Below are 25,080 nucleotides of genomic sequence, written 5' to 3' on the forward strand. Positions count from 1 at the left end.
GTTACGGCGCGCCGGCAATGACGATTCGCACCCGCGCGTCGCTGTGGTTGTGGAGTTGGCGGTTCGTTTCGGGACCGACCCGAATCGCCTCGCCGGGTGCCAGCGTCACTTCCTCCTTCGGATTGCCCTCAGGACCCAACTGCACGGTCAGTTCGGGGTCGCCCGGCTCGTCGGCGTCGCGGGCCTTCTCGCCGCCGACGACGAGGTAGACCTCCTCCTGCTGGTCTTCGGGATGGGTATGGTGTTTGCCCTTCCCGCCGGGTTCCAGCTCGAGCAGGGTGATGCCGAGGTTCTCGCAGTCCAGCGGGTCACGGAAGAACCACATACCGCCGTACTCCTCGGGAACGACGCTGTCGATGTCGTCGGTGCTCGCGGTCGCGAAGTCCATGTCCTTTCGTTGCACGCGCCGTGACTTAAATACCCGCCGCGACGGTGGCGAAGGCTCGTCCGTGGGCCGCCGGCCGCTATTTATAAACGGCGCGCGCACCCAGATTCGGGTATGGGACAAGCCTATTCGACGCGGACCGGCACGGCACATCCGAAGTTCAGGGAGGTCGGCCTGCCCGCGGCGGCCCTCATCGCACTCAACGTACTGCTGATGGCAGTCGTCGCGATGACGCCGCTGGCGGCCATCAACGACCTGATTTTCGGCATCGCGCCCATCGTCGGCCTGCTCGTCTTCGGTGCGGTCCTGACCGGCGGGAACTACCTCGCCGAGAAGGGCCTCGAATCCGGGGAGATGGGCACGGCCTACGCCGGCATCGCGTTGCTGCAGGCCGCCTACGGCGTCTTCGGCGGCGGCATCGTCGCCACCGTCGGATCACAGAGTTCCCGTGCGGTCCTGCTGGGGGTTACCCTCGCCATCACCGTTGCGATGACAACGGGCGTCGCCGCCTACGTCTACGTCCGCGACAAGAACTTCAGCCACTGGAACAAGTGGTCCCTCGGCGCGTTCGTCATCGGTGCGGTGCTGGTGCTCGTCGGGACGTTCTTCACGCCCGTCCTCATCGGCGGGTTCGTCTTCATCTTCGCCGGCTTTACGCTCCGACTCGGCTACGAAATCTGGCGCGTCCGCGACGATTACCGTGGTGACCAGCCGCTCATCCACTCGCTGGGCATCTACGTGGCCTTCACGGGTGTGTTCGTCCACGTCCTGCAAATCGTCCGGCAGTTCGTGCTCGAACGGTAACTGACGGGCCGGCCGTTTTTATTCGACTTCGTTACGCGCTTCGAGCGCCGCCGTGATGCGTTATTGGTTCCTGAGAAGTCGCCAGAGCAGATACAGTAGCAGGACCGCCCCGACCGCCAGTACCCCGAGAAGGATCTGCTGGATTATGAGGAGGCTGTACGCGAGAATGGCGACGATGACGACTGCGAGGCCAGCGAGGACGTACCGGTGTCGGTCGGAATCGGAGGGCATGGCCCCGACGACAGTCCCGTCTTCAATAACGCTTTCGTAGGGGCCGGTATCGCGCGCCCGGTTGGCCGCTGACGGAACCTTTTACCCCCTCCCGGGCAGACTCGGTAGCAACGAATGCGCCAGTATCACGACCTTGTTTCGAACGTCCTCGCCGGTGGGACGTACAAGCCGAACCGGACCGGCGTCGATACGGTCGCCTCCTTCTCGCATCACTACGAGGTGGACCTCGCCGAGGGCTTTCCCCTGCTGACCACAAAGCGGATGGACGGCTACCGCTGGAACTCCCTGATTCACGAACTCCTCTGGTATCTCTCCGGGGAGGAACACATCCGCAACCTCCGCGAGGAGACGAAAATCTGGGACGCGTGGGCCGACGAGGACGGCATGCTCGATACCGCCTACGGCCGCTTCTGGCGGCGCTTCCCGGTCCCCGACGACACGAGTCGACTGCCGGGCGAGTCCTGGCCCGACGAGAGCCACCGCTGGACGGACACCGAGACGGCGCCGAACGGCGAAGAACGGCAGGTCTTCGACCAGATTCAGTACGTCCTCGACACCCTGGAGGAAAATCCCAACTCCCGGCGGATGGTCGTCAACGCGTGGCATCCGGCCAACGCGACCGTCTCGACGCTGCCGCCCTGCCACTACACCTTCGTCTTCAACGTGCAGGGCGACCGCCTGAACGTCCATCTCACCCAGCGCTCGGGTGACATCGCGTTGGGCGTGCCGTTCAATCTCGCCGCCTACTCGATTCTGGCCCACGCCGTCGCCAACCGCACGGACTTCGAGGTGGGGTCGTTCGGCCACACCATCGTCGACGCCCACATCTACTGCGGGCAGGGCGACCGCGGCGAATGGTACGGCGAGCACCTCGGGGAACTTCAGGAACGCATCGCGAGCGTCGACGACCGTGACGAGTACGCCGACGTCCGCGCGTGGCTCGAAGACGCGGCGCCCGCCGAACCCGACGGCGAGAAGAACTACGACCACGTGCCGAACCTGCTCACCCAGTTGACGCGGGAACCGGGCGAGCGGCCGTCGCTGGAGGTGGCGAACAAGCCGCTGGACGAACTCGAATACGAGGATATCCAGTTGGTCGATTACGACCCCGAACCGGGGCTGGATTTCGCGGTCGCCGAATGAAGCTTTCCTTGGTCGCGGCCGTCGCGGAGAACGGCGTCATCGGCGTCGACGGCGGGATGCCGTGGCACTACCCCGAGGACCTCGCTCATTTCAAGGAGACAACGATGGACCATCCCGTCGTCATGGGCCGGACGACCTACGAGTCCATCGAGGCACGTCTCGACGGGCCGCTCCCCGGACGGACGAACGTCGTCCTCTCGGGACGGGAATCCCTCGATTTGCCGGAGGGGGCGGTCCACGCCCGTGATACCGACGAGGCGCTCGAACTGGCTCGCGAGGCGCTCGACGAGGACCAGAACACGGTCTACGTCGTCGGCGGGGCGACCGTCTACGAGCAGTTCATCGAGGAGGCCGACGAACTCGTGATTACCGAGGTTCCGGAGGCTCCCGACGGGGACACTCACTTCCCCGAAATCGGCGACGAGTGGAACGAAGTGCGCCGCGAGGCCGGCGACGAGGTAGTATTCGTCACCTACGAACGGGCCTGACTCGCCGACTGGCAGTGTGACGACTGGTTTTGAACGTCCGTTCGAAAACGGCGCCACAGTCGGTGGCTTTGCGGCGGTTTCGTCCCCGACTACCGGGGTTTTAGACGCCGGAGACAGAAGGCGGCGTATGGCCACGGAGGGTGGAGACGAGCAGGGTCGCGCCGACCCGACCACGGACCGGCGCGCCGACTACGATTATCAAGGCGGAGGGGTCGACCGACCCGGGCTGGTCGACGACCTCGAAGCGCTCGTCGACGGCGAGGTCCGGTTCGACGAGTTCACTCGCACGCTGTATGCGACCGACGCCTCGGCCTACGAGGTGACGCCAATCGGCGTCGTGTTCCCGACCGATACGGCCGACGTCGTCGCAGTGATGAACTACTGCGAGGAGCGGGCGATTCCCGTCCTCCCGCGCGGCGGCGGCACGTCGCTTGCGGGTCAGACCGTCAACGAGGCCGTCGTGCTGGATTTCACCCACCACATGGACGGTATCGTCGATATCGACGCCGAAGTCGAGGAAGCGACCGCCCAACCGGGCGTCCGCCTCGGCGACCTCAACGCGGAACTCGCCGACGAAGGCCTGAAGTTCGCACCGGACCCCGCGTGGGGCGACAAGAGCGCCCTCGGCGGCGCCATCGGCAACAACTCGACGGGCAGCCACTCGCTGGTCTACGGCAAGACCGACGCCTATATTGAGGAACTCGAAGTCGTCCTCGGAAACGGCACCGTCCACCGATTCGGGGAGGTGACCCCCGAGGAGTGGCGAAGGCGGGCTGAGGCCGACACCTTCCTCGGGCGGGTCTACGCCGAACTGCTGGATATCGCCGAGGAGAAAGCCGACACGATACGCTCGGCGTATCCCGAACTCAAACGGAACGTCTCCGGCTACAACCTCGACCGACTCATCGAGGAGTACCGGGCGGTCCAGGAGGGTGACCGCGAGACGGTCAACCTCGCGCGGGTCTTCGCCGGCAGCGAGGGAACTCTCGGCATCGTCACTGAGGCCACCGTCTCTCTGGAGCCGATTCCCGAAACGAAGGCGATGGCACTCTTAGCGTACGACGACCTCATCACGGCGCTGGAGGACGTCGCCCCGATTCTGGAGTTCGACCCCGCCGCCGTCGAGGTGCTGGACGACGTGCTCTTGGACCTCGCCCGCGACACCTCCGAGTTCGGGAAACTCGTCGAGGAGACACTGCCCGAGGGAACGGGAAGTGTCCTGCTCGTGGAGTTCTACGCCGAGTCGGACGCCGAGGGGCGCGAGAAAGTCGCGGAACTGCTTGCGGACCGCCAGCCCGATACTGCCACCGAGGCCGACGCTGCGGACCTCGATACCGCGACCACCGACGCGCCCGTCCGGTCGTTCTACGCCGCCGAGGCCCACGCCGAGGCGGACCGCGAGCGCTTCTGGAAACTCCGGAAGTCGGGCCTTCCGATTCTGCTCGGCCGAACGACCGACGAGAAACACATCAGTTTCATCGAGGATACGGCCGTCCCGCCGGAACACCTCCCGGAGTACGTCGCGGACTTCAAGGAAGTCCTCGCCGAGAACGACACCTTTGCGAGTTTCTACGCCCACGCGGGACCGGGCTGTCTCCACATCCGGCCGTTGGTGAACACCAAGACCGTCGACGGCATCGAGCAGATGCGGGGAATCGCGGAGGGGGCGACCGACCTCGTGCTGGAGTATGACGGCAGCGTCTCGGGCGAGCACGGCGACGGCCGCGCCCGCACCGAGTGGAACAGGAAACTCTACGGCGAGGAGGTCTTCGAGGTGTTTCGGAGCCTCAAGAACACGCTGGACCCGTGGTGGCTCCTCAATCCCGGGCAGGTCTGCGGCGACGCCGAGATGACCGAGAACCTTCGGTTCGACCCCGACTACGAGTTCGACCCCGGCTTCGACCCCGTCCTGCAGTGGGACAACGACAACGGTTTTCAGGGGATGGCCGAACTCTGTCACGGCTGTGGCGGCTGTCGCGGCCCACAGGAGACCACCGGCGGCGTGATGTGTCCGACTTACCGGGCGGCCGACGAGGAGATACAGAGCACGCGCGGCCGTGCGAACGCCCTCCGGGCGGCGATGAGCGGCGACCTCGACGTCGAGGCGACCGACTCCGAGTTCGTCGCGGAGGTGATGGACCTCTGTGTCGGCTGTAAGGGCTGTGCCAACGACTGCCCCAGCGAGGTCGACATGGCGAAACTGAAAGCCGAAGTCGAGTACGCCCACCACCAGAACCACGGTACGTCGCTCCGCGAACGGCTCTTCGCCGAAATCGACTGGACCGCGAAATGGGGCAGTCGGCTGGCGCCCCTCGCGAACCGCGTCGATGCGATTCCGGGCGCCCGGGCGCTCTTGGAGAAGACCGTCGGCATCGCACGGGAGCGCTCGCTGCCGACCTTCCGGCGGCAGTCCTTCGCCGACTGGTTCGAAGAGCGCGGCCCCGCCGTCCCCGCCGGGCAAGCGGAGCGGCGCGTGCTCCTGTTGCCCGACACCTTCACGAACTACACGAACCCCGAGGTGGCGAAGGCGGCTGTGCGCGTCCTCGAAGCCGCCGACGTCCACGTCGAGGTGCCCGACGTGGGCCCGAGCGGGCGGGCGGCCTTCTCGAAGGGCTTTCTGGAAACCGCGGCCGAACGCGCCGAGGCAGTCGTCACCACGCTGGCGCCTCGGGTCGAGGACGGTTGGGACGTCGTCGTCTGCGAACCCTCCGACGCCGTCATGATTCAGGACGATTACGCCGATTTCATCTCCGGAGCGGCCGTCGAACTCGTCGCCGACTACACCTACAGCGTCTGTGAATACCTCGACACGCACCGCCTCGACGAACGCTTCGACGTCGCTCCCGACGCCGACAACGCGCCCGAACAGGCGCTCGTCTATCACGGTCACTGCCATCAGAAGGCGACCAAACGGGACCACCACGCCGTCGGCGTGTTGCGCCGGGTCGGTTACGAGGTCGATCCGCTGGATTCGACCTGCTGTGGGATGGCCGGGTCGTTCGGCTACGAGGCCGAACACTACTTGATGAGTCAGGCCATCGGCGAACAACTGTTCGAACAGGTCGACGCCGTCGATGCCGACCCCGTCGCCCCCGGCGCCTCCTGCCGTACCCAACTCGGTGACCGTGAGGACGCCGAGACCCCCGACCACCCGATTCAGCGTATCGACGCCGCAATCGAGGCGTGAGGCACTCAGGCCGTACTTTTCCGTAGCCGCTCGGCGAGCAGTTCGGCGCGGTCCTCGTCCAGCGGTTTCCGTGGTAACGCCAGCGAGAGGTCGTCGTCCTCCCAGCGGGGCAGCAGGTGGACGTGCGCGTGGTCGACGGTCCCGATGAGCGGTCCGGTGGTGTGGACGACGCTGAAGCCATCGGCACCGAGGTCCGCTCGAAATGCCTCGGCGACGGCATCGACCGTCGCGAAGACGGCCTCGCTGACGCCGGTCGTGAACACGTCCTCGACGTGTCGCTTCGGGGCGACGAGGACGTGTGCCTCGACGGCCGGGTTGGCATCGAGAAAGGCGACGGTCGTCTCGTCCTCGTAGACGCGGTAGGCGTCGGCATCGCCGGTGGCGATGCGGCAGAACTCACAGTCGGGAGCGTCGGCCATACTTCATCTAACCCCCGGAACGAACTTAGGCGCGGGGGATGTCGGTGGGCTAATATGTCTAACCACGCTACATATCGCCGTGCGAGCGTACAAACTCCTCCTCGCGACGCTGCTTCTCGTCTTTCTGCTGGCCGTCGTCGTCGAAGGCACGGCCTTGGAAGTCCTCCAGAACCTGTGGGAGAACTTCGAAGACGCCCTGTCGATGTCCATCCACAGATGAGAAGATAGATGTTTTATAAGACGTCGGTGTGGTGTTCGTAGCAATGAGTAGGTCATGTGGGTCGCGCGCGTCCGCCGTGTTGCTGGCGTGTGCCTTCGCCGTCGTGCTGGTCTCGGCGGCGGTTCTGGGCGGCGCGGCACCGGTCGCCGCCAGCGACGGCCAGGCGGCCGAGACGCGACTCACACAGAGCGTCGACGCCGACCGCGTCGAGTTCCGCGTGACCGTCTACGAGAACGGCTCCGCCGAGTGGCTCTTCCGCTACGAACAGCAACTCGAATCCGACACCGAACGTAGCGATTTCGAGACCTTCGCCGAGGAGTTCAACACCAACGAGACCGACCTCTATCTGAACTTTCGGGACCGTGCGTCGTCGCTGACGGCCTCGGGGGCCAACGCCACCGGCCGTGACATGCGCGCGGAGGCCTTCGCCAAGGACGCCTACATCGAGGAACGCGGCATCGACGCCAGCCGCGAGTTCGGCATCGTCGAGATGTCCTTCCAGTGGACCGCCCTGGCCGCCGAGGAGAACGGCCGTCTCGTCGTCGGCGACGTCTTCGACGGCGGCCTCTACGTTGGCTCGGACCAGGCCATCGTCTTCTCTCATGGCCCGAACCTCCAGTTCCAGTCGGTCCAACCCGATGACGCTACCTATTCGGCCGGCACGCTGGCCGAAAGCGACTCGGTGACCTGGGAAGGCGAACGCTCCTTCAACGACAACCGGCCGCGGGTCGTCCTCGCGGAGGAGGGCACGGCCCCCGTGACGGCGACGTCGGCGCCGACCGGGACTGACCCCGGATGGCTGTTGCCGAGTGCGGCCCTCGTCATCGTGTTGTTGCTCGGTGTCGTCGCGGCGCTCGCTTACCGTTCCGGGGCGCTGCCACCGTCGGATGGGGATGCTGCCGCCGAATCCGGCCCTCCCGATGGTGATGGGGGTGCCGCCAGTGACACGGAGGCCGCCGAGGCGGCCGGTGCTGGCGCTGCGGGCGCGGAGGCCGACGCCGACTCCGAGGGGCAAGCCGACGAGGCGGCCGCCGGTGCGACCGTCTCCGAGGAGGACCTCATGTCCGACGAGGAGCGGGTCGTCTCGCTGCTGGAGGCCCACGGCGGCCGCATGAAGCAGGTCAACATCGTCGAGGAGACCGGCTGGTCGAAATCGAAGGTGTCGATGCTGCTCTCGGAGATGGAAGACGAGGGCACGATTTCGAAACTCCGGGTCGGCCGGGAGAACATCGTCTCGCTTTCGGGCCACGAACCCGACGCGGCCGGCTCGCCCTTCGAGGACGGGTCGTAGCCGACTCGCGGTATTACTTCCCCGGTGTAATCGGCAGGAAGTTTTTATTCCCGTCCGAACTTGACAGACCATGGAGCGTATAGAGGGAGACGAAACCACCGAGCGGTCCGGTGAAGGGATGGGGGGCCCGTATCACCGCCTCGTCGATGACCTCACCGATGGGGTGTTCCGACTCGACGCCGACGGTTCGTTCGAGGCGGTCAACGAGGCGTTCGCCGAGTTGGCGGGTCGCGAGCGTTCGGCCCTCCGCGGAACGAACTTCGGGGTCGCCTTCTCCGAGACAGCCACCGAGCGCATCGACGGGCTGTTGCGGTCGTTGGTGTCGGCCGACGACGCCGATACCGATACCATCTCCGTCGACGTCCGGACGGCGGACGGCGGGACGGTTCGCTGTGAGTTGCGCGTGTCCGTTATCGCCGAGGATGGGTCCCTCGCGGGCGCGTCGGGAATTTTGCGACGGCAGGCGGATACCGCCGACGAGTCGAACGGTGAGGACCCCGACGCCGTCTTCGACCGGCTTACCGATGCCGTCTTCGCGCTCGACCGGGAGGGGAAGTTTACCTACGTCAACGACCGGGCCGAGCGGGTTCTGGGCGAACCGGAATCGGAACTGCTCGATACCGTCGCCTGGGAGCTGTTTTCGGGGAGTCGACGCGCCCAGTTCGAACAGCACTGCGAGGAGGCGCTTCGGACGCAGGAGCCGACCGCCTTCGAGGAGTTCAACCCGGACCTCGAGACGTGGTTCGACGTGCGGATTCACCCCTCCGAATCCGGCGTCTCGGTCCACTTCCGGGATATCACCGAGCGCAAGGAGCAGGAGGCGGAACTCAACGAGCGCGAACAGCGTCTCGTGATGCTCGCCGAGAGCCTGACCGAAATCGTCTGGATGGCCTCGCCGGACGGCGAGGAAATCGTCTTCATCAACTCCGCCTACGAGGACGTCTGGGGCCGCGAGACAGACGAACTCCACGACGACGCGATGGCCTTCCTCGAAGGGGTCCACCCGGAGGACCGCGACCGGGTTCGCGAGGCCTTCGGAGCCCTCCCCGAGGAGGAGTACGACGAGACGTTCCGTGTCGTCCAGCCGGATGGTACCGTCCGCTGGGTCGAGTCCCACGGGTCGGCCGTCGAGAACGACCAGGGTGAGGTCGTCCGCATCGTCGGCACCGCACAGGACATCACCGAGCGCCGACAGGCCCAGCAGGCACTCCGCGAACGGGAGCGACAACTCTCGACGCTGATGAGCAACGTCCCCGGCATGGTCTATCGCCGCCGGGGCGACGACGGCTGGCCGATGGAGTTCGTCAGCGAGGGCTGTACTGACCTGACGGGCTATGACCCCGAGACGCTCGAAGACGGCAGCGTCGTCTGGGGCGAGGACGTCGTCGTCGCCGAGGACCGCGCGGACCATCGCGAGGAAATCATGGCCCACGTCGAGAGCCGCGAGTCCTTCGCGGTCACCTACCGTATCGAGACGGCAGCGGGCGAAACCAGGTGGGTTCGCGAGCAGGGCCGCGGCGTCTTCGACGACGGCACCCTCGAATCCCTCGAAGGCGTCGTTACCGACGTGACCGAGCGGGTCCAGTACGAACGGACCCTCGAACGGCGCGAACAGCGGCTTCGGGAGACCTACGATATCATCGCGGACAACGACCGGTCCTTCGAGGCCCAACTCGACGGACTACTGGAGGTCGGCCGCGAAGTGACCGACGCCGAATACGCCGCGTTGGGTCGGATTCACGACGACGAGTACGTCTTCGATTCGGTCATCGCACCCGACGGCGACGTGGAACCGGGCGACGTAGTCCCGCTGTCGACGCGGGTCTGTGAACGGACCGCTGACGAGGAATCGTCGCTCCGTCTCGACGACATCAAGGCGGAGGCGCCCGACCTCGTCGACCGCGGCGGCTACGAGGCCAGCGACGTGAACTGCTATCTCGGCGCGCCGGTCTTCGTCGACGGCGAGGTCTACGGCGTGCTCTGCTTTTACGGGCCGGAGGGCGGCGAGGGCCGCTTTACCGAGTGGCAGTCGACCTTCGCGGATATCATGAGTCGGTGGATCGGCACCGAACTGGAGACCAAACGCCACACCGAGCAACTGGCGGCGCTGAACGAACTCAACGGCGTCGTCCGCGGCGTCTCGGATGCGGTTATCGACCAGTCGACCCGCGAGGAAATCGAGGAGATAACCTGCCAGCGACTCGCGGAATCGGATTCCTACCAGTTCGCGTGGCTGGGCGAACCGAACACGAAGACCCAGCGTATCGAACCGCGCGCCGAAGTCGGTGCCGAGGGGTATCTCGACGATATCGAGTTCTCGGTCGACCCCGACGCGCCGGAAAGCGACGGCCCGACAGCAGCGGCGCTTCGGTCCGGCGACATCGAAACCGTCCGGAACGTCCAGAGTGACCCCGACTACGAGCCGTGGCAGGCGGCCGCCGAGGAACGCGGGTTCCGGGCAGCGGCCGCGGTGCCCGTCGTCCACGAGGAGACGACCTACGGCGTGTTGAACGTCTACACCGAACGAAACGACGCCTTCGAGCGCGAGGAGCGGGTCGTCCTCGAACACCTCGGCGAACTCGTCGGCCACGCCATCGCCGCCGTCGAGCGGAAGCGCGCGCTGATGACCGACGAAATCGTCGAACTGGAGTTCGCCGCCTCGAACGTCTTTGCGCGCCGAAACGAGGACCTCCCGGAGGGAACTGTCTCCTTCGACCGGTCGATTCCGACCGGTGACGGCCAGTACCTCGTCTATGCGACCGCAGACGGCGACGTGGTCGACTCGCTTGAAACGGTAGCCGACGCCATCCCGCTCGCCGAGTCGATTACGACCATCGAAACGACCGGCGAGGGGACGTATCAGCTCCATCTCTCCGAGCCGCCGGTCATTTCGACGATTGCCTCCCTCGGCGGCGCCGTCGAGCGGGCGGTCATGGAGGATGGCGACTTCCGGATGACGGTCCACGTCCCGAGCGGAACCGACGTACGGCAGGTTATCGATACGGTACAGGAAGCGCTCCCGCAGGCCGAACCGCTGGCCCGGCGGCAGGTGCCACACGCGGACAGTTCGGCCGGCAGCGGCGTCAACACCGACCTCGATATCGACCTGACCGAACGCCAGCGGGCCGCGGTCGAGGCCGCTTACTTCGCGGGCTTCTTCGAGTGGCCCCGCGACAGTTCCGGCGAGGAGGTCGCCGAGTCGCTGGATATCACGTCACCGACCTTCCACCAGCACGTCCGGGCCGCCGAGAACAAGGTTTTCAGCGCGCTGTTCGATGGGTAATTACGCGGATTCGACGAACGCGACGACGGATTCGGTTTCCTCGAAGCCGTCCGCGCGCGTTGCGACCGGCTCGCCGTCCTTGAACAGCACCAGCGTCGGCACCGACCCGATATCGAATCGGTCGAGCAACGAGAGGTCCTCGCGTGGGTTCAGCATGGCGACGGCGGCGTCGGTCGCGCGGGCGACGTTGCCGAGGATGGGCTCCATCGCCTGGCACTTCGGACAGCCCTTGGTGTAGAACTCCACGAGGGCGAGGTCGTGGTCGGCCACGAAGCGGTCGAGGTCCTCGCCGTCGGTGAGTCGTTCCGGGCGGGTGGTTTCTTGCATACTCAGTCGTAGGCGGTCGGCGCTGAAACCCCTATCGGCGAGGTGTGTCGCCCCCGGACAACCGGGCCGGGGACTTATTTCCACGGCCGGCAAACGGACGAGTATGAGTGATTTGTCGGACGACATCCGGTCGGCGTTCGAGGGAACGAAATACACCGTCGCTGACGTGACCGAAAACCGCGGGCAGATGCGTATCGAACTGCTGGAGCCCGACGCCGAAGCCGACGCCCTCCGAGAGGTACTGGATACGGTCGTCGACGTCGACGACGTGTTCGGTCCGAACGTGACGACCGAATCGGCCGATGGACAGGGCGTCCGAACCGTCATCACGTTTCGGAAGCGATAGGCGGCTTTCGGCGGTCGAACGACTCCGTCCAAGCCGTCGACTGCCCAAACGTACTTGAGGCTTGACCCCAGCGGCGTAACGCTCTTTACACTCGACCGAAGGTCGGGGCAAGGTTATCCCATTATAAGGAACGTATATATGGGGGCACCCTAACCCGGGGTAAGGCCCTCTGGCCTCTCACACTATGCAAGGAAATTCACAACAGCAGGCCTACGACCGGGGAATCACCATCTTCTCTCCGGACGGACGGCTCTATCAGGTCGAATACGCACGGGAAGCGGTCTCCCGTGGGACCGCCAGCGTCGGCGTTCGCACGTCCGAGGGTGTCGTTCTCGCCGCCAACCGGCGGGTTCGCTCACCGCTCATGGAACGGTCCTCGGTCGAAAAGCTCCACAAGATCGACGAGCACGTCGGCATCGCCAGCGCCGGCCACGTGGCCGACGCCCGCCAGCTCATCGACTTCGCGCGGCGGCGCGCCCAGACGGAACGCCTCCGTTACAGCGAACCGATTCCCATCGAGACGCTGACGAAGTCGGTCACCGACCACATTCAGGAGTACACCCAGACGGGCGGCGCGCGCCCGTTCGGTGTCGCCCTGCTGGTCGGCGGCATCTACGACGGCGAACCGCGCCTCTTCGAGACGGACCCCTCCGGGACGCCCTACGAGTGGAAGGCGACCGCGGTCGGCGGCGACCGCGAGGAACTGCAGGAAACGCTCGAAGCCGGCTACAGCGAGGACATCGGCCTCGAAGACGGCATCGAACTCGCTGTCGAGGCGCTCGTCTCCGCGAACGAGGACCTCGAACCCGGCAACGTCGAACTCTCGACGATAGATGCCGACACCGAGAGCTTCGAGACGCTCTCGACCGACGAGGTCGAGACGTACTTCACCGATATCGAGGGTGAAACCGATGAATAACGACGGACTCGGCGAGATGGACTCCCCGTACGAACCGGAACTCGGCGAAGTGCCGTCCACGCCCGGCGAGGACGAGACGGTCAACAAGACCGGAACGACGACGGTCGGCATCGCCACCGAGGACGGCGTCGCCATCGCGACGGACATGCGCGCCTCCCTCGGCGGCCGCTTCGTCTCCAACAAGAACGTCCAGAAGGTCGAGCAGATTCACCCGACGGCGGCGCTGACGCTTGTCGGCTCCGTCGGTGGCGCCCAGTCGTTCATCCGCTCGCTGCGCGCGGAATCCTCGCTGTACGAGACCCGGCGCAACAAGCCGATGAACATCGAGGCACTGGCCACGCTCGCGGGCAACCTCGCCCGCGGCGGCCCGTTCCGCGCCATCCGCCCCATCCTCGGCGGTGTCGACGACGACGGCAGCCACGTCTACTCCATCGACCCCGCCGGCGGCGTCATGGCCGACGACTACACGGTCACCGGCAGCGGGATGCAACTCGCCTACGGTGTTCTCGAAAACGACTACGAACCCGACCTCGACATCGACACGGCGACGACGCTGTCGGCCCGTGCCGTCGAGGCGGCCGTCGAACGTGACACCGGCTCCGGCAACGGCGTCTACCTCGCGACGGTCACCGACGAGGGCGTCGACATCCGCGGTCACAAGGACTTCGACGAGGTCCTATAACCGGCCATTTCCGCGGATTTTTGTCTCGCCTGTGCCCGGTCTCTCGATGTGAAACCACAACAGGGCTACGCCGAAACGCAACCGTTATACGTTCCTCCCGGTTACGAAGAGATGCGCTGAACGCTCCGTTGGTGTAGTCCGGCCAATCATCTTGCCCTCTCACGGCAAGGACCAGGGTTCGAATCCCTGACGGAGCATCCCTTTCCTTCCGCGGTCTGCCGATTCTATCCCGTGCATTAACCTGAGGTAAACGAACGATGCACGGCAACTCAGTAACTCGGAACGGGTCATCCCGACGCCACCCTTCGATTTCACGAATTGCGTCGGCTACTCAGTTCACCGGATTCTTCGAACAGGCTCATGAGTGAACGCAACACTAGCAACACGGTCGACGGCATCACGCTCGTGACCGACCCCGAGGCGGCCTACCTCAACGAACGCCAGCTGGTTGACTATCGCTGCGTATCTTCGATGAGAGCAGAACGATATCGATTCCCCTCTGACCCGAAGATTATTGTCTCGTAAGACGTGACATGTAACGTATGACGAGACAGGAAGATACGGCCGCCCAGACGGAACAGGCGACGGTCGGTCTACCCATACCGACGCCGGATCCGGATTTATTCCGTCACGCGGCGACCGACGACCTCCTCCAACTGTTACTCGATACTCCCTATGAGCAATTCACCATCCGGGAGTTGGCTCGCCTCACCGACAACGCCGCCCAGTCGGTGAAACGGGCCGTCGACGTTCTCGAACCCAATGGTCTAGTTGTGACCGAGACAGAGGGAAACCGCCGTCTTGTCGGCATCAATCGTGCCCGTGTTTCGAAGCCGGACGATCCAGTCCTGCGGATTCCACAGGTCGAGTTTCACCCACCCGTCCGTGCTGCTCTCGACCGGCTCCAAGCCGAACTCGACGGTGTCGAGGGCATTCTAGTCTTCGGCAGCGTCGCCCGGGGGCGGGCCGACAGACAGAGCGATATCGACCTGTGGGTGCTGGCTAGTGACCGCGGCCAGCAGCACCGGGCCAACGAACTCGCGAAGGAACTCGGAGGGGAACGGTTCGACGGTGACCGCTACGAGTTCCAGATTCTCGTCGAGACACCGGACTCGGCCAGCGAGCACGGCGACCGACTCGAAGACGTGTTCACCGACGCAATCACGCTTGTCGATAGCGAGACGCTCCGGAAACTCAAGCGCGAGGTGCTGAGCGGTGCCTAACGAACCGGACGCCCTTGTGGAGGCACTGGCCCATACTGAAGACGCGTTCAGCGGTCAACTGGGACGCCCGGAGTACGAAGCGGGACTCGACCCGAGCGACAACGAGGCCGACGTGATTCAACTTCGGAAGGCGTGCCGGCTACTTGACGCGTGTCGGCTCCTCCGGGAACACGACGGGTATCACACCAGCGTCATCGAGATGTCGTTCGCGGCTATCGAGCGCACGCTCGAATTCTACGCACTCACCGCGTCCAACGACACGATCGACGACTTCCGTGAAGGCCACGACCGCGCCTATGACCGTGGTGCCGAACTCGGCCTCGTGACCGAAGAGACTGCCCGGCGGATGAAACAGCTGTACCGTGACAACCGAGCGGCGTCGTACTACCGCGATACTGTCGCGGCCGCCCAGCAAGCGGATGCGCTATTTGACCTTGCCGTCACGCTTCACGAGTACGTCCAGAACTTCGCCCAGTTCTCACACCAGTGCCGCTGTCAAGAATAACAGCTGTTGCTTGGGAGGTTTCGCAGACCAAGCACGTTCGAAGGATTCACACATAACCACGCAGTCCTTTGGTTTCGTGGTTTGCCACCGGCCCACAGGACTCGATACTGACCCCGATTCAGTCGTATAGTTCGGTGATATGGTCGATGGTCTCGGAACTACGGAATTACCGGAAGCGCTTCTCCGTGGTCTCGGACTCCATCGACATGTCGTCTCACATCGGGCCACTTCAGTGAACGAACATCCTCGAGTGACGCTTGTCGCGGCTCACGATAATACACCAGATCGACTTCCGACTCGAGGACCTCCTCTTGCCGGGGCGTAATCATCCTGCTGAACGATGATTCGTCGGTCCCGTAATCCCCCACGTCGAGAATGTCGAACGTGATTCCGTCCATCCCTTCGACGTACGTGGATAGCTTTCGGAACGTCTCGTCAGAACCGATGTAGGTTATCTTGAGATAATCGTCGGCAGTAAAGCGGACGTGTGTCTCGACTATCAGGCGTGATTCTCGCTTGAGTTCCAAACCTCGACGAACCGCTTCGGTCGGTTCGAACTGACTGACAGCCATCCAGCGGTCCTCGCCAGCGACAAGATATTCGATGACGTACGGGGACGTCTCCATGATTTGGCGGTACCGCTCCTGACTGCGCTTGCCTCGGCAAATAGCAGTACGGTATCATCAGCGAGAAGTTCGACGCGGTGGATGGAATGCAGGAGATTAAACTGCCACGGATGCTCGAAACAGGGGGCCCCTACTTATATTCCATCACTGGTGAGGCAGTGCGCCTACCAGACTCCGCCCCGAACTGATACCCTGTAGACGATGCAACAGCAACGACGTTCAACCGCCGACCGACCCGTGGATGAGGCGGTTACAGCCCTCCCCGATGACGCCATCGTCCGCCGTGATTCCCACGCGAACGCCCCCGCGGTGGTCATTCGCGGATCATCGTTCTCGAACCTGTCGGCGCTTCCAGCGATGGCGGAAGGCGAGTACGTCGCTGATCTGGTCGCGACGTTCGGCAGTCTCGACACAATCATGGGGGAGGTCGACCGGTGACGATGACTACCTCGTTGCCGTGGGGAGCCTCCGACCAGCAGGTGACCTGCATCGCCTGCGGCGAGACGCTCGACCGTGAGGACGCCCGCGAGTACGACAAACACGGTGACCGCTGGAACCGCGAGGACAAGGCCTTCGAGTATCTCTGCAAGCCCTGCTACCGTGATTGCTGCCATCAGGGCCGCGAGGGACTCGAAGAGACGCTCGTGGCCGCGGACGCCGGTCGAACCGACCGCGAGACGTTCCTCAGACGGTTCTGCGAACTAACGGTCGACGACGCGGAACCGAACCGGACGGGGTCGTAGCAGTACATCTCGGCTTTCGGCGGAGTGCCCACCCTGCGCTGCAAACGAGCACTACCCTGGCCACCAAGCATTCGGAACCCGACGACTCAAGGCCTTGCGGGCACCGATGTACAGTATATGTTTCCGTGGGGCCACGCTGCTGTTGGGTATCTCTTCTATGCGCTACTCGTTCGGTCTCGTGGCGAGGGGGTACCGCTCGGTGGGCCGGTCTTGGCGCTGGCCATCGGAACGCAGTTCCCGGACATCATCGATAAGCCGTTCGGCTGGTATCTCGAGTTCGGGCTGATCCCGTCGGGCCGGTCGCTTTTCCACTCCCTGTTTGTCGCGACTGGCATCGTTCTCGGAATCGCGCTGCTAACGCGACGCTACGGCCGAGCGGAACTTGGCATCGCCTTTGCGGTCGGCTATCTCTCCCACCTGGCTTCCGACGGTCTGTATCCGGCCCTCGCTGGGGAGTGGAGCGGACTTGCCTATCTCGTCTGGCCGCTCATCGAACAGCCCCCGGAGACCGGCTACTCGATTCTGGAAATGTTGATTACCGGTGCGCAAACCCCGATAGGGATTTTTGAGTTCGGACTGTTCGCCGTCGCTGCGAGCCTTTGGACATACGACCGAATGCCGGGACTTCTGATGGTCTATAATAATCTGGTCCGCGCACTCGCTTTCAGTCGACGTGGCTCGTAACCTCGGTCGTATCGTCAGTTGTGTGGCTGATACGGCCGTCTTCAAGCCGGACGACACGGTCGAAGCGGTCGGCTAACCGTGGGTCGTGACTGATGACGACGAGTGCGACGCCCGTCGATTCGTGTAAGTCGAACAGTAACTCGAGGACGCGCTCTTCGGTGGCTGGATCGAGTTGCCCGGTCGGTTCGTCGGCGAGGACGACGTCCGGCCGATTCGCGAGCGCCCGAGCGATGGCGACACGCTGTTTCTCGCCGCCGCTCAGTTCGCGGGGGTGGCTATCCGCGAGATTCGAGATATCGAGTCGCTCGAAGAGTTCGTCGAGCCACTCCTCGTCGCGTTCGCCGACGTGCTCTTGGGGCAGGGCGGCGTTTTCGCGAGCGGTGAGGTCATCGATGAGCTTGAAATCCTGAAAGACGATGCCGACGGTGTCGCGGCGTACCTGTGCGCGCTGTCGTTCGGAGAGGGTGGCCGTATCCGTTCCGTTAACATAGAGGGAGCCATCGGTCGGCGGTTCGAGCAAGCCGAGGACGTTGAAGAGTGTGGTCTTCCCGGCGCCGCTTTCCCCACGGATGAGCACGCGTGCGGCCGCGGGAATCGTCAGCGAAATATCCGAGAGGAGGTCCGTTCCATCGACGGACAGAGAGAGCGCGTCCGCACGCAGAATCGACTCGTCAGAGGACATTACGTCTGCAACCGGCCGCCCGCCGGCTAAAGCTATCGGTTAAGCCGATGTCACCGCGAGAGGTGTTCCAGCGGTGAGACGCGCGCCACGAGGAGGCCGGCGACGAGGGCGCCGACGAGTCCCAGCGCAAGCGCGATGCCACCGCCAACTGCCGCCGTCCACGACGGCATCGAGATGAACTCCAGGCCCGTAACCGAGACCACGACACGATTCAGACCACGCACGGCTGGCGCTGCCGTTGCGATGCCGAGGGCGGCACCGAGCGTTGCGATTGTCAGCCCCTGAGCAACCACGACACGGAGTAACAGCCCGGTCGAAACGCCGACTGCCCGGAGTGCAGCCAACGCTTCCCGTTGCTGGTAGACGAACAGGCCGAGCACGTTACTCACGAGCGCGATGCCGCCGAGAATCGCGAGTACGACGATGGTGAACGCGCTGGCGAGTAACGCGGATTGACTCCGAAGGACGGATTCGAACTGCTCTTGGTTCGTACGAACCTCGTATTCCGGATACGCATCTTGAAGGTCCGTCTGGACCGCCGTCTCGTCCGCCCCGTCCTCGACGGTCACGAGAACCGTTGCTGCTGGGTCCGTTCCCGTCGTGCCCGATACTTCCTGTAGTTCGCTGAGATGCAGCATGACCGTCGGCGTGCCCAGATACCGCGCCACGTCGTTCGAGATGCCGACGACGGTGAATTCGTTGTTGTCGGCCGCCGCGAGGGTCCCGCCGACGTGAATCGTGTCGCCCACTTCGACGCCGAGTTGCTCCGCTGCCCGCTTGTCGAGCAATACCTCGTTTGTCATCTGGCCGTTGTAACTGCCGTTGGCGTAGTGGGTATCCGTCGTCTGGAACGTCTGGCCACGCGTCGTCTGAAAGGCGCTGCCGTCACCCGTGATACCGGCGCCGACGATTGTTTCATAGTCGCCGGGTTCGGTGCCGACGTAGACGGACTGGAAACTGAGTGCGCGGGCATCCTTGACGCCGTCGGTGCGTTCGATATCGGCGGCAACGTCGTGTGCGCCGAGGATGTTGGCGTCGATACCGCCAACAGTGCCCGGGGCGAACGTGACCGAGCCAGCGGTGACCCAGAGGTCGCCGCCGATGCGCGTGAATCCGGCGCCGCCGATATCGAGCACGCTGAAGCCGAGGCTCAACAGCAGAATCGTGGCGAGCACGGCGACCGCGACGCCGATAATCCCGAGCGTCGCCCGTACCCAGCGATGCCGGAGTTGGGCGAGAGCAATACCGATCGCGGGGCGGAGCTTTCTCATCGGAGCGTCACCTCGCCCCGCGAGCGCCAGTCGACGATGAGCAGATACGGCAGCGATAGCAGGCCGATGAGCATCGCGACGCCGATTCCGAATGGGACGAACCGTGGGTCAAGCGTCGCGACCGGCGCGCCGAAGCGAGCCATCGCGAGCCGGTTCACGACCAGCGCGCCGATACCCCAGATACCGACACCGAGGCCACCCCCGTAGAGGGAGACGACACCGAGTTCCGTACCGATGATGCCGGCTCGACTCCGGCCGGCGATGCCGAGTGCGGCCATCAGCTGTCGGCCCTTCGAGTCGGCCGCCAGTTCGAAGCCGAAGGCGGTACTCACCAGAAGCACGCCGGTGGTCATCGAGATGATGAGCGCGGCCAACGCCATCGCCGTCGGAAGTCGTGAGTCGGTTCCCTGCTGGGAGAGCATGCCGCCGCGCGTCTCGACGGTCGTTTTCGGATAGAGTCCCGCGAGTGCCTGTTCGGTCTCCGCTGACGGTTGGTCGGCCACGACGACGAGTTGACTGGCGCTGTCCTGCTGTTGGGCGCCCGTGATGGCCTGCAGTTCACTGAGATGGGCGACGAGAATCGGCAGTTGCGTGAGGCCGGCACTTCTGGGCGTTCTGACGGCAGTCGTCGTGAACGAACGCGACGTACCTCTCACGGTGAGTTCAGTCCCGGAGTCGGCGCCGAGTTCGGTCGCCGCGCTTTCGGAGATGACTGCCTCGCCCGTCCAGGTGCCGTTGTACCCACCATCAGCGTAGTAAGGGTCGCCCGGTTGGAGACCCTCCGTCGATAGCGGCGCGATGCCGTCGTACTCGGCTGAGGGAATCACGCCGATCGCGAGCACGTAGACGCGCTCGCCATTCGGGCCCTCCAACTGGACGAAATCGATCAACATCGGCGACGTATGAGCTATATCGTCGCGTTCCGTGAGGCGAGCAGCGGTCGGATGTACCGAGCCCAGTTGGGCGCTCTCGACGTTCATGACCGCGCTGGAGGCGCCTTCAGGAACGACCCAGTAGTCGGCCTCGTCACCGGCCGAGGGGTCGGCAGCCAGACCGAGACTGACACTCGCGACGAGCAACAGAACGGCGACCGGCAGCGCGATACCGAGGACGGAGATGAGGGTCTGTCGCCCACCGCCGTGGCTGAGACGATAGTGGACGCGACGCCAACCGACCCCGAGGAGACCAGTCCACCGCGAGAGCCGGCTACCCATCCTCGACCACCCGACCGTCACGGAGTTCGATACGACGGTCCGCAGCGGCGGCGATGCTTTCATCGTGTGACGCGACGACTACCGCTCGGCCTTCTTCGGGGAGTTCCTGCAGCAGCTCGAGGACGTTCCGCCCGGTCTGCGTATCGAGTTCACCGGTCGGTTCGTCCGCCAAAACGAGCGAAGGCTGGGTTACGAGCGCCCGTGCGATGGCGACGCGCTGCTGTTCGCCGCCGCTGAGTTCGTCCGGACGATGTGTGAGTCGGTCCTCCATCCCGACGCGTTCGAGCAGGTCGGAAGCACGCTCACGCCGGGTTTTGGTGCCGACGCCCTGTTCGACGAGTGGCAATGCGACGTTCGCCCGCGCCGACAGCGCCGGGAGCAGGTGGAAGCGCTGAAAGACGATACCGACTTCGTCGCGCCGCAATCGGACACGCTCCTTGCCGGAACACGCGCTGAGATCAGTGTCCGCGACTGTAACGCGTCCTTCGGTTGGCGTATCGAGTCCGGCCAGCAGGTGCAACAGCGTCGATTTACCGCTGCCGCTGGCGCCCGTAATACAGACGAACTCGCCAGCGTCGATACTGAGAGAAACGTCCTTGAGTGCCTGAACGGTTGGTTTGCTGCGACGAAAGCGGCCGTTGCTGCCGCCATAAACGCGGCTCACTGCGTCGCACGTGGCAACTGGCGTGGCGGGCGTCGACATTCGAGTCGCGAGGAAATGCGGCGGAGGCTGACAAAAACGGTTCGGTGGCTACGCCTGCCGTCGCCGGTAGATGTAGATGACGAAGGCCGCGTTAATCACCAGCAGGAGTACCACAGCCACGTAGACGAACGGACTCCGGCCGTCGTCACCGACGGGGGTCGCAGTTTCGGTCGTCGTTGCTGTCTGTGGCGTGTCAGGCACGGTCACTTCGAGCGTGCCTGCGAAGACCCCGCCAACCGCGATATCGTAGCTACCCGCTTCATCGAAGCTTTCGGTGAACGTGACGGTCGTTGATTCGCCGCTCACAACCGTGACGTCTTGGGTGGCTACCGTCTCGCCGTCGACGGTGAGTTCGATCGTTTCGGTGCCGTTCCCGTCGCCTTGGTTTTCGACGGTTGCCTCAATGTCGACCGACTCACTGGCCTGAATCTGATTCTCACTGAGCGAGGCCTCCGTCACCTGCATATCGGGTTCCTGCTGGGCAATCGCGTACACCGAGAAGCCGTCGGTACTGGCCCGGAAACTCGTCGTTGTCGGACCGGTATCGCTCACTTCCGTCTCGAAGCGCTCCCACTCGCTCGTGGTCTCGTTGTACCGGTAGAGCGCGACGTTGCTCGGGTCGCCGCCTGCGATGCGGTCGTTCTCGACTTCGAAGTTGAACGTCGACCGGCGGAACGTTGCCGGGTTCGTGGTGTAGCTGATGTTGGCATACAGGAGTGGCGATGCCTCAGCACCGATCGGCTCGGCGCTCGCCGGCACAGCTCGGTTCGTGTCCACGGTGACGTTATAGCCGCTTGAGGTACGGGACATCACGTTGAGCGTGGTGAACCGCGCACCTGCGGTGCGGGATTCGTTGGTTTCCGGCACCTCGAAGGTGAGGTTCAGGTCGGAGGCGTTGTCCGGAACCTCGAACTCGGCACGGTTCGTGTTGTTGCGTGCGAGTCGACCGGGAATCGTCATCTCCGTCGGTTCAGTCGGGACCGGCGGGGCGACAATGCCCCCGCCGCCACTGCCTCCCCCACCAGGGTCGCCACCCCCACCGGGGTCGCCACCACCCGGGGGCGTCGTACTCGACTCAGTAACGGTGAGCGTCCCGGCCGACGTGCCGCTGACGCCGATCGAATAGTCACCGGGGGTGTTGAACGTCCGCGTGAACGTGACCGTTTCCGTCGCGCCTGGACCAACGGTGACGTCCTTCTGTGCGACCTGCGTGCCGTCGACGGTCAGGTTGGCCGTGAACGTACCCGTCACGGTGCCGCTGTTCTGGACTGTTGCGGTGATATCGACGGAATTCCCTTCGGTGATTTCGGTACTGCTCAGGGAAGCATCCGTGACGGTAAAGCTGGATGCCCCGATACCGACGATGCCGTCCGTCGTGCTGAACTCGCCGTTATCGGCGGCAGCAACGTGGACGTACCTGTAATCGCCGAGGTTCCAGTTCGGCCCCGTCTGGAGCGTCAACGTCGTCTGGTCGCCAGCCGTCGTACTCGCCGCAGTCGCGTTGATCGCGGTGACGTCGTCGACGATGGTGAACTCACCAGCGAGGAAGCTGGTGTTTGATTCGAACGAATCACCGTTGTACGTCCCGTTGACGACGCCGCTCTGGAAGAGCAGTTCGGAGGCATTGACCGTGACTGTCTGGCTCGCCACACCGGGCGGAGTCACTTCGATAGTGACGTTCCCACTCGCTGACGAGAAGTCATCGTTGAACGTCAGGTTGTAGTCGGTGACCGTCACGAGGCTGTTGATGAACGTATCCTCGTGGTACATCAACACCGTATGGTCGACACCGCTAGCTTGACCGAGGTTGGCGTCCACATCGAACGTGACGGGGTCCCCAGCGGACACGACTGGTGTCTGAGGTTTGGCACTCGAAGCCGTCGTCTGGACGGCGATCCCTTCGACGCCGATGATTGTCTGGTCGTTCTCGTTCAGATCGAACGTGAGGTTCCCGTTCTGCGGCTGGAACCCATCCCCCGTCTGTCTGGCAACGAGGACTGCCACGTACGTGCCGTTCCGTTGCGGCGTGAAGTCGATTGCATTGGCGAGTTGCCCCGTATTGTTCAATTGGGTATGCGTGACCTGTACCACCTCTATGTCTTTGCTGCCGAACGTGACGTTTTCGGTGGTCGTGTTGACCTCGAGCGAAACGTTCCCGCCCCCGTTACCGGCGAGTCGCCCGATGACCAACTGTGCGTCTTCGTTAGCGAACATGTCCATGTTCGCCGCGCCGTCGGTCTTCTGGAACGTGAAGGGGACCGTCTCGCTGGTGTTATAGGTAGCGAGGCTCCCACGGTTGAGCGAGATATCAGTACCACTCTCCCGGATTGAGATATCAGGAAGGCGTACGCTCGTTGCAGCGGTATCCGTACCAGCGCGAAGCGGGAGGGCGGCACGTTCCCATGCACACAGCCCCACGAAGTCGGTGAGAGGACCGCTGATGGTTTCGTTCTGGATGTCGATTTCCACAGTATCGCTTGGAACTATATCGGCCAGTTCATTGCCGACGCGGTCACCAGAGCCATCGCAGGTGCTTTTACCGCCAATTGCGGGCGCAAAGCGAACGTTAGAGACACCGCTCGTACTGCTTTCGGAGACCGTATCACCGCTTCCGTCCGCGATGACAGTCGATTCGGGGTCACGAAGGCCACTTGAGGGTCCGTCCGAAGCCCCCCAGTAGTTCAGCCGTGCGTCGAAGACGGCGCTACCATTCTGGTTATCGACTCCTACCCCATTGTTTCGGATGACGTTTCGCGTCAGTGAGAAGCCGGTATCGCGTGAAAGGTCCCCAGCTGGGTCAACGTAGACGCCCGTATCGCTATCGTTGATGAGGTTCTCCGTGACCGAGACGTTATCGTACGTCGTCCCTCCGCGTGTGGTGATGTTCACGCCGTTCGTATTATTCGAGATGAACGTCTGTCGGATTTCGACGTTACTGAGAGAGCCGTCAGAGAGGTTCAGCCCGATTCCATCTTGATTCTCCCTGAAGAGCGAATCGTTTGCCCGGAAATTCGAGATCGTACCGCCGTTTCTGACGACTAATTCCAGCCCAGGACCGCCGTTGTCACTCACAGCTACTTCCTCGATTGTCACATCGTTCGTGGTATCTTCGGAGTAGACGATGACACCACGGGATGAGTTCGTGACAGTCACATTCGTAATCGATGTCGACGCAGTACTATTGACGAAAATCCCGTCGGTAGTCCCGTTTACAGTCGTATTGGAGATCGTCACGGAATCAGCATTCTCGACCGTAATTCCCGCCAAATTGTACCCGTCGAGGGCGAATCCGTCGACGGTAGCCCCCTGCGACGTGACGCGAACGCCCCTCTCCAAGCCCGCTCCATCAAGCCTGACAGTTCCGATCGCCTCAAGAGTGATAGAATTATTGACAACTATATCTTGGTTGTATGGCCCGCCCTCAACACACACCGTTTCCCCCGCGTTTGCGTTATTGATTGCACTTTGGATATCCCCGCCGGAAACCGTCTTGTCACAGTGACTCGATGCCCCCACGCTGGTCGGAACAGCGGCAAAAAGTAACACTCCCGTGATGAAGACAAAAAGGAGTGTCACCCCCACTTGGTACCGCTTTTTCGTCATAGTTGGATGTCGAAGTGAATAAAGCGTGCTACCAAAACAGTTGTGGTGCCATTATATTGATCCTGACAGATAGATGTCTTAATTCTCTATTCCGTGCAGCT

General features: G+C 63.7%; 25 protein-coding genes, 1 tRNA gene and 1 pseudogene. 17 read left to right on the top strand and 10 right to left on the bottom strand.

Translation table 11 applies throughout. From position 1 onward, the window contains the following. Position 1: 1 nt before the first annotated feature. On the bottom strand, positions 2-388 hold the full coding sequence (locus tag HWV23_RS15240; protein ID WP_178291239.1) for a cupin domain-containing protein: 387 nt from the start codon (positions 386-388) through the stop codon (positions 2-4). A gap of 111 nt (positions 389-499) precedes the next feature. Here HWV23_RS15240 and HWV23_RS15245 point away from each other — a divergent pair, with 111 nt between their 5' ends. Further along, positions 500-1,189, top strand: coding sequence for a Bax inhibitor-1 family protein (locus tag HWV23_RS15245; protein WP_178291240.1), 690 nt, complete (start codon positions 500-502; stop codon positions 1,187-1,189). 60 nt (positions 1,190-1,249) lie between these two features. On the opposite strand, the gene HWV23_RS15250 is transcribed toward HWV23_RS15245, so the two are convergent. Continuing rightward, a complete protein-coding gene (locus tag HWV23_RS15250) occupies positions 1,250-1,420 on the bottom strand; it encodes a DUF8066 domain-containing protein (protein WP_178291241.1) in 171 nt (56 codons plus the stop codon). A gap of 114 nt (positions 1,421-1,534) precedes the next feature. Here HWV23_RS15250 and thyA point away from each other — a divergent pair, with 114 nt between their 5' ends. From thyA to HWV23_RS15265, 3 genes are all read left to right on the top strand, one after another. Then, positions 1,535-2,563, top strand: a complete 1,029-nt coding sequence (gene thyA, locus HWV23_RS15255) for a thymidylate synthase (protein ID WP_178291242.1) — start codon at positions 1,535-1,537, stop codon at positions 2,561-2,563. Beyond that, positions 2,560-3,051, top strand: coding sequence for a dihydrofolate reductase (locus HWV23_RS15260; protein ID WP_178291243.1), 492 nt, complete (start codon positions 2,560-2,562; stop codon positions 3,049-3,051). The genes thyA and HWV23_RS15260 overlap by 4 nt, the downstream gene beginning before the upstream one ends. Positions 3,052-3,178: 127 nt before the next feature. After that, positions 3,179-6,238: an FAD-binding and (Fe-S)-binding domain-containing protein gene (locus tag HWV23_RS15265; RefSeq protein WP_178291244.1), complete on the top strand. Its 3,060-nt coding sequence runs from the start codon at positions 3,179-3,181 to the stop codon at positions 6,236-6,238. A 5-nt stretch (positions 6,239-6,243) separates the two neighbouring features. On the opposite strand, the gene HWV23_RS15270 is transcribed toward HWV23_RS15265, so the two are convergent. After that, entirely contained in the window at positions 6,244-6,657 is a 414-nt protein-coding gene (locus HWV23_RS15270) for an HIT family protein (protein WP_178291245.1), read from the bottom strand. Positions 6,658-6,736: 79 nt separating this feature from the next. Here HWV23_RS15270 and HWV23_RS15275 point away from each other — a divergent pair, with 79 nt between their 5' ends. The 3 genes from HWV23_RS15275 to HWV23_RS15285 all read left to right on the top strand — a co-directional run bounded on the left by HWV23_RS15275 (position 6,737) and on the right by HWV23_RS15285 (position 11,451). Then, positions 6,737-6,877 (top strand): hypothetical protein, encoded by a 141-nt coding sequence (locus HWV23_RS15275; protein WP_178291246.1) that lies wholly within the window; start codon positions 6,737-6,739, stop codon positions 6,875-6,877. Between the two features lie 43 nt (positions 6,878-6,920). Then, positions 6,921-8,168, top strand: a complete 1,248-nt coding sequence (locus tag HWV23_RS15280) for a helix-turn-helix transcriptional regulator (RefSeq protein WP_178291247.1) — start codon at positions 6,921-6,923, stop codon at positions 8,166-8,168. Positions 8,169-8,238: 70 nt separating this feature from the next. Further along, positions 8,239-11,451 carry a PAS domain S-box protein gene (locus HWV23_RS15285; RefSeq protein ID WP_178291248.1) on the top strand — a complete coding sequence of 1,071 codons (3,213 nt, stop codon included), beginning with the start codon at positions 8,239-8,241 and terminating at the stop codon, positions 11,449-11,451. On the opposite strand, the gene HWV23_RS15290 is transcribed toward HWV23_RS15285, so the two are convergent. Next, positions 11,452-11,778 carry a thioredoxin family protein gene (locus HWV23_RS15290; protein WP_178291249.1) on the bottom strand — a complete coding sequence of 109 codons (327 nt, stop codon included), beginning with the start codon at positions 11,776-11,778 and terminating at the stop codon, positions 11,452-11,454. It abuts the gene before it with no gap. 103 nt (positions 11,779-11,881) lie between these two features. On the opposite strand from HWV23_RS15290, the gene HWV23_RS15295 reads away from it, so the two are divergent. From HWV23_RS15295 to HWV23_RS15320, 7 genes are all read left to right on the top strand, one after another. After that, entirely contained in the window at positions 11,882-12,124 is a 243-nt protein-coding gene (locus tag HWV23_RS15295) for a hypothetical protein (RefSeq protein WP_178291250.1), read from the top strand. A 184-nt stretch (positions 12,125-12,308) separates the two neighbouring features. Further along, positions 12,309-13,043, top strand: coding sequence for an archaeal proteasome endopeptidase complex subunit alpha (gene psmA, locus HWV23_RS15300; protein WP_178291251.1), 735 nt, complete (start codon positions 12,309-12,311; stop codon positions 13,041-13,043). Further along, positions 13,036-13,725: an archaeal proteasome endopeptidase complex subunit beta gene (gene psmB / locus HWV23_RS15305; RefSeq protein ID WP_178291252.1), complete on the top strand. Its 690-nt coding sequence runs from the start codon at positions 13,036-13,038 to the stop codon at positions 13,723-13,725. The genes psmA and psmB overlap by 8 nt, the downstream gene beginning before the upstream one ends. A gap of 122 nt (positions 13,726-13,847) precedes the next feature. After that, positions 13,848-13,922: transfer RNA gene (locus HWV23_RS15310), tRNA-Glu, on the top strand. 163 nt (positions 13,923-14,085) lie between these two features. Continuing rightward, the gene (locus tag HWV23_RS17095) at positions 14,086-14,250 is read left to right on the top strand and encodes a hypothetical protein (RefSeq protein ID WP_211693267.1); all 165 of its coding nucleotides are present in this window, start codon (positions 14,086-14,088) and stop codon (positions 14,248-14,250) included. Between the two features lie 17 nt (positions 14,251-14,267). Then, positions 14,268-14,948, top strand: coding sequence for a nucleotidyltransferase domain-containing protein (locus tag HWV23_RS15315; RefSeq protein ID WP_178291253.1), 681 nt, complete (start codon positions 14,268-14,270; stop codon positions 14,946-14,948). Further along, on the top strand, positions 14,941-15,453 hold the full coding sequence (locus tag HWV23_RS15320) for a DUF8154 family protein (RefSeq protein WP_178291254.1): 513 nt from the start codon (positions 14,941-14,943) through the stop codon (positions 15,451-15,453). The genes HWV23_RS15315 and HWV23_RS15320 overlap by 8 nt, the downstream gene beginning before the upstream one ends. 158 nt (positions 15,454-15,611) lie before the next feature. Here HWV23_RS15320 and HWV23_RS15325 read toward each other — a convergent pair whose 3' ends face one another. Continuing rightward, entirely contained in the window at positions 15,612-16,079 is a 468-nt protein-coding gene (locus HWV23_RS15325; RefSeq protein ID WP_178291255.1) for a helix-turn-helix domain-containing protein, read from the bottom strand. A 312-nt stretch (positions 16,080-16,391) separates the two neighbouring features. On the opposite strand from HWV23_RS15325, the pseudogene HWV23_RS17305 reads away from it, so the two are divergent. The 3 genes and pseudogenes from HWV23_RS17305 to HWV23_RS15340 all read left to right on the top strand — a co-directional run. Then, positions 16,392-16,517 (top strand): annotated as a pseudogene (locus HWV23_RS17305) (NADH-quinone oxidoreductase subunit D-related protein); the annotation flags it as partial. 2 nt (positions 16,518-16,519) lie between these two features. Further along, on the top strand, positions 16,520-16,822 hold the full coding sequence (locus HWV23_RS15335) for a DUF7562 family protein (RefSeq protein WP_178291256.1): 303 nt from the start codon (positions 16,520-16,522) through the stop codon (positions 16,820-16,822). Between the two features lie 117 nt (positions 16,823-16,939). Next, a complete protein-coding gene (locus tag HWV23_RS15340; RefSeq protein WP_178291691.1) occupies positions 16,940-17,506 on the top strand; it encodes a metal-dependent hydrolase in 567 nt (188 codons plus the stop codon). Here HWV23_RS15340 and HWV23_RS15345 read toward each other — a convergent pair. From HWV23_RS15345 to HWV23_RS15365, 5 genes are read right to left on the bottom strand one after another with little or no spacing between them, the layout of a single operon-like run. Beyond that, positions 17,487-18,188, bottom strand: a complete 702-nt coding sequence (locus HWV23_RS15345; RefSeq protein WP_178291257.1) for an ABC transporter ATP-binding protein — start codon at positions 18,186-18,188, stop codon at positions 17,487-17,489. The two genes, HWV23_RS15340 and HWV23_RS15345, sit on opposite strands and share 20 nt — an antisense overlap. Before the next feature lie 50 nt (positions 18,189-18,238). Further along, a complete protein-coding gene (locus HWV23_RS15350) occupies positions 18,239-19,459 on the bottom strand; it encodes an ABC transporter permease (protein WP_178291258.1) in 1,221 nt (406 codons plus the stop codon). Next, a complete protein-coding gene (locus HWV23_RS15355; protein WP_178291259.1) occupies positions 19,456-20,673 on the bottom strand; it encodes an ABC transporter permease in 1,218 nt (405 codons plus the stop codon). Before HWV23_RS15355 ends, HWV23_RS15350 begins: the two co-directional genes overlap by 4 nt. Then, the gene (locus HWV23_RS15360) at positions 20,666-21,376 is read right to left on the bottom strand and encodes an ABC transporter ATP-binding protein (RefSeq protein WP_178291260.1); all 711 of its coding nucleotides are present in this window, start codon (positions 21,374-21,376) and stop codon (positions 20,666-20,668) included. Before HWV23_RS15360 ends, HWV23_RS15355 begins: the two co-directional genes overlap by 8 nt. A 48-nt stretch (positions 21,377-21,424) precedes the next feature. Further along, a complete protein-coding gene (locus tag HWV23_RS15365; RefSeq protein WP_178291261.1) occupies positions 21,425-24,979 on the bottom strand; it encodes a CARDB domain-containing protein in 3,555 nt (1,184 codons plus the stop codon). Positions 24,980-25,080: the final 101 nt, after the last annotated feature.

Source organism: Natronomonas halophila (genome assembly GCF_013391085.1).
GTDB lineage: Archaea > Halobacteriota > Halobacteria > Halobacteriales > Haloarculaceae > Natronomonas > Natronomonas halophila.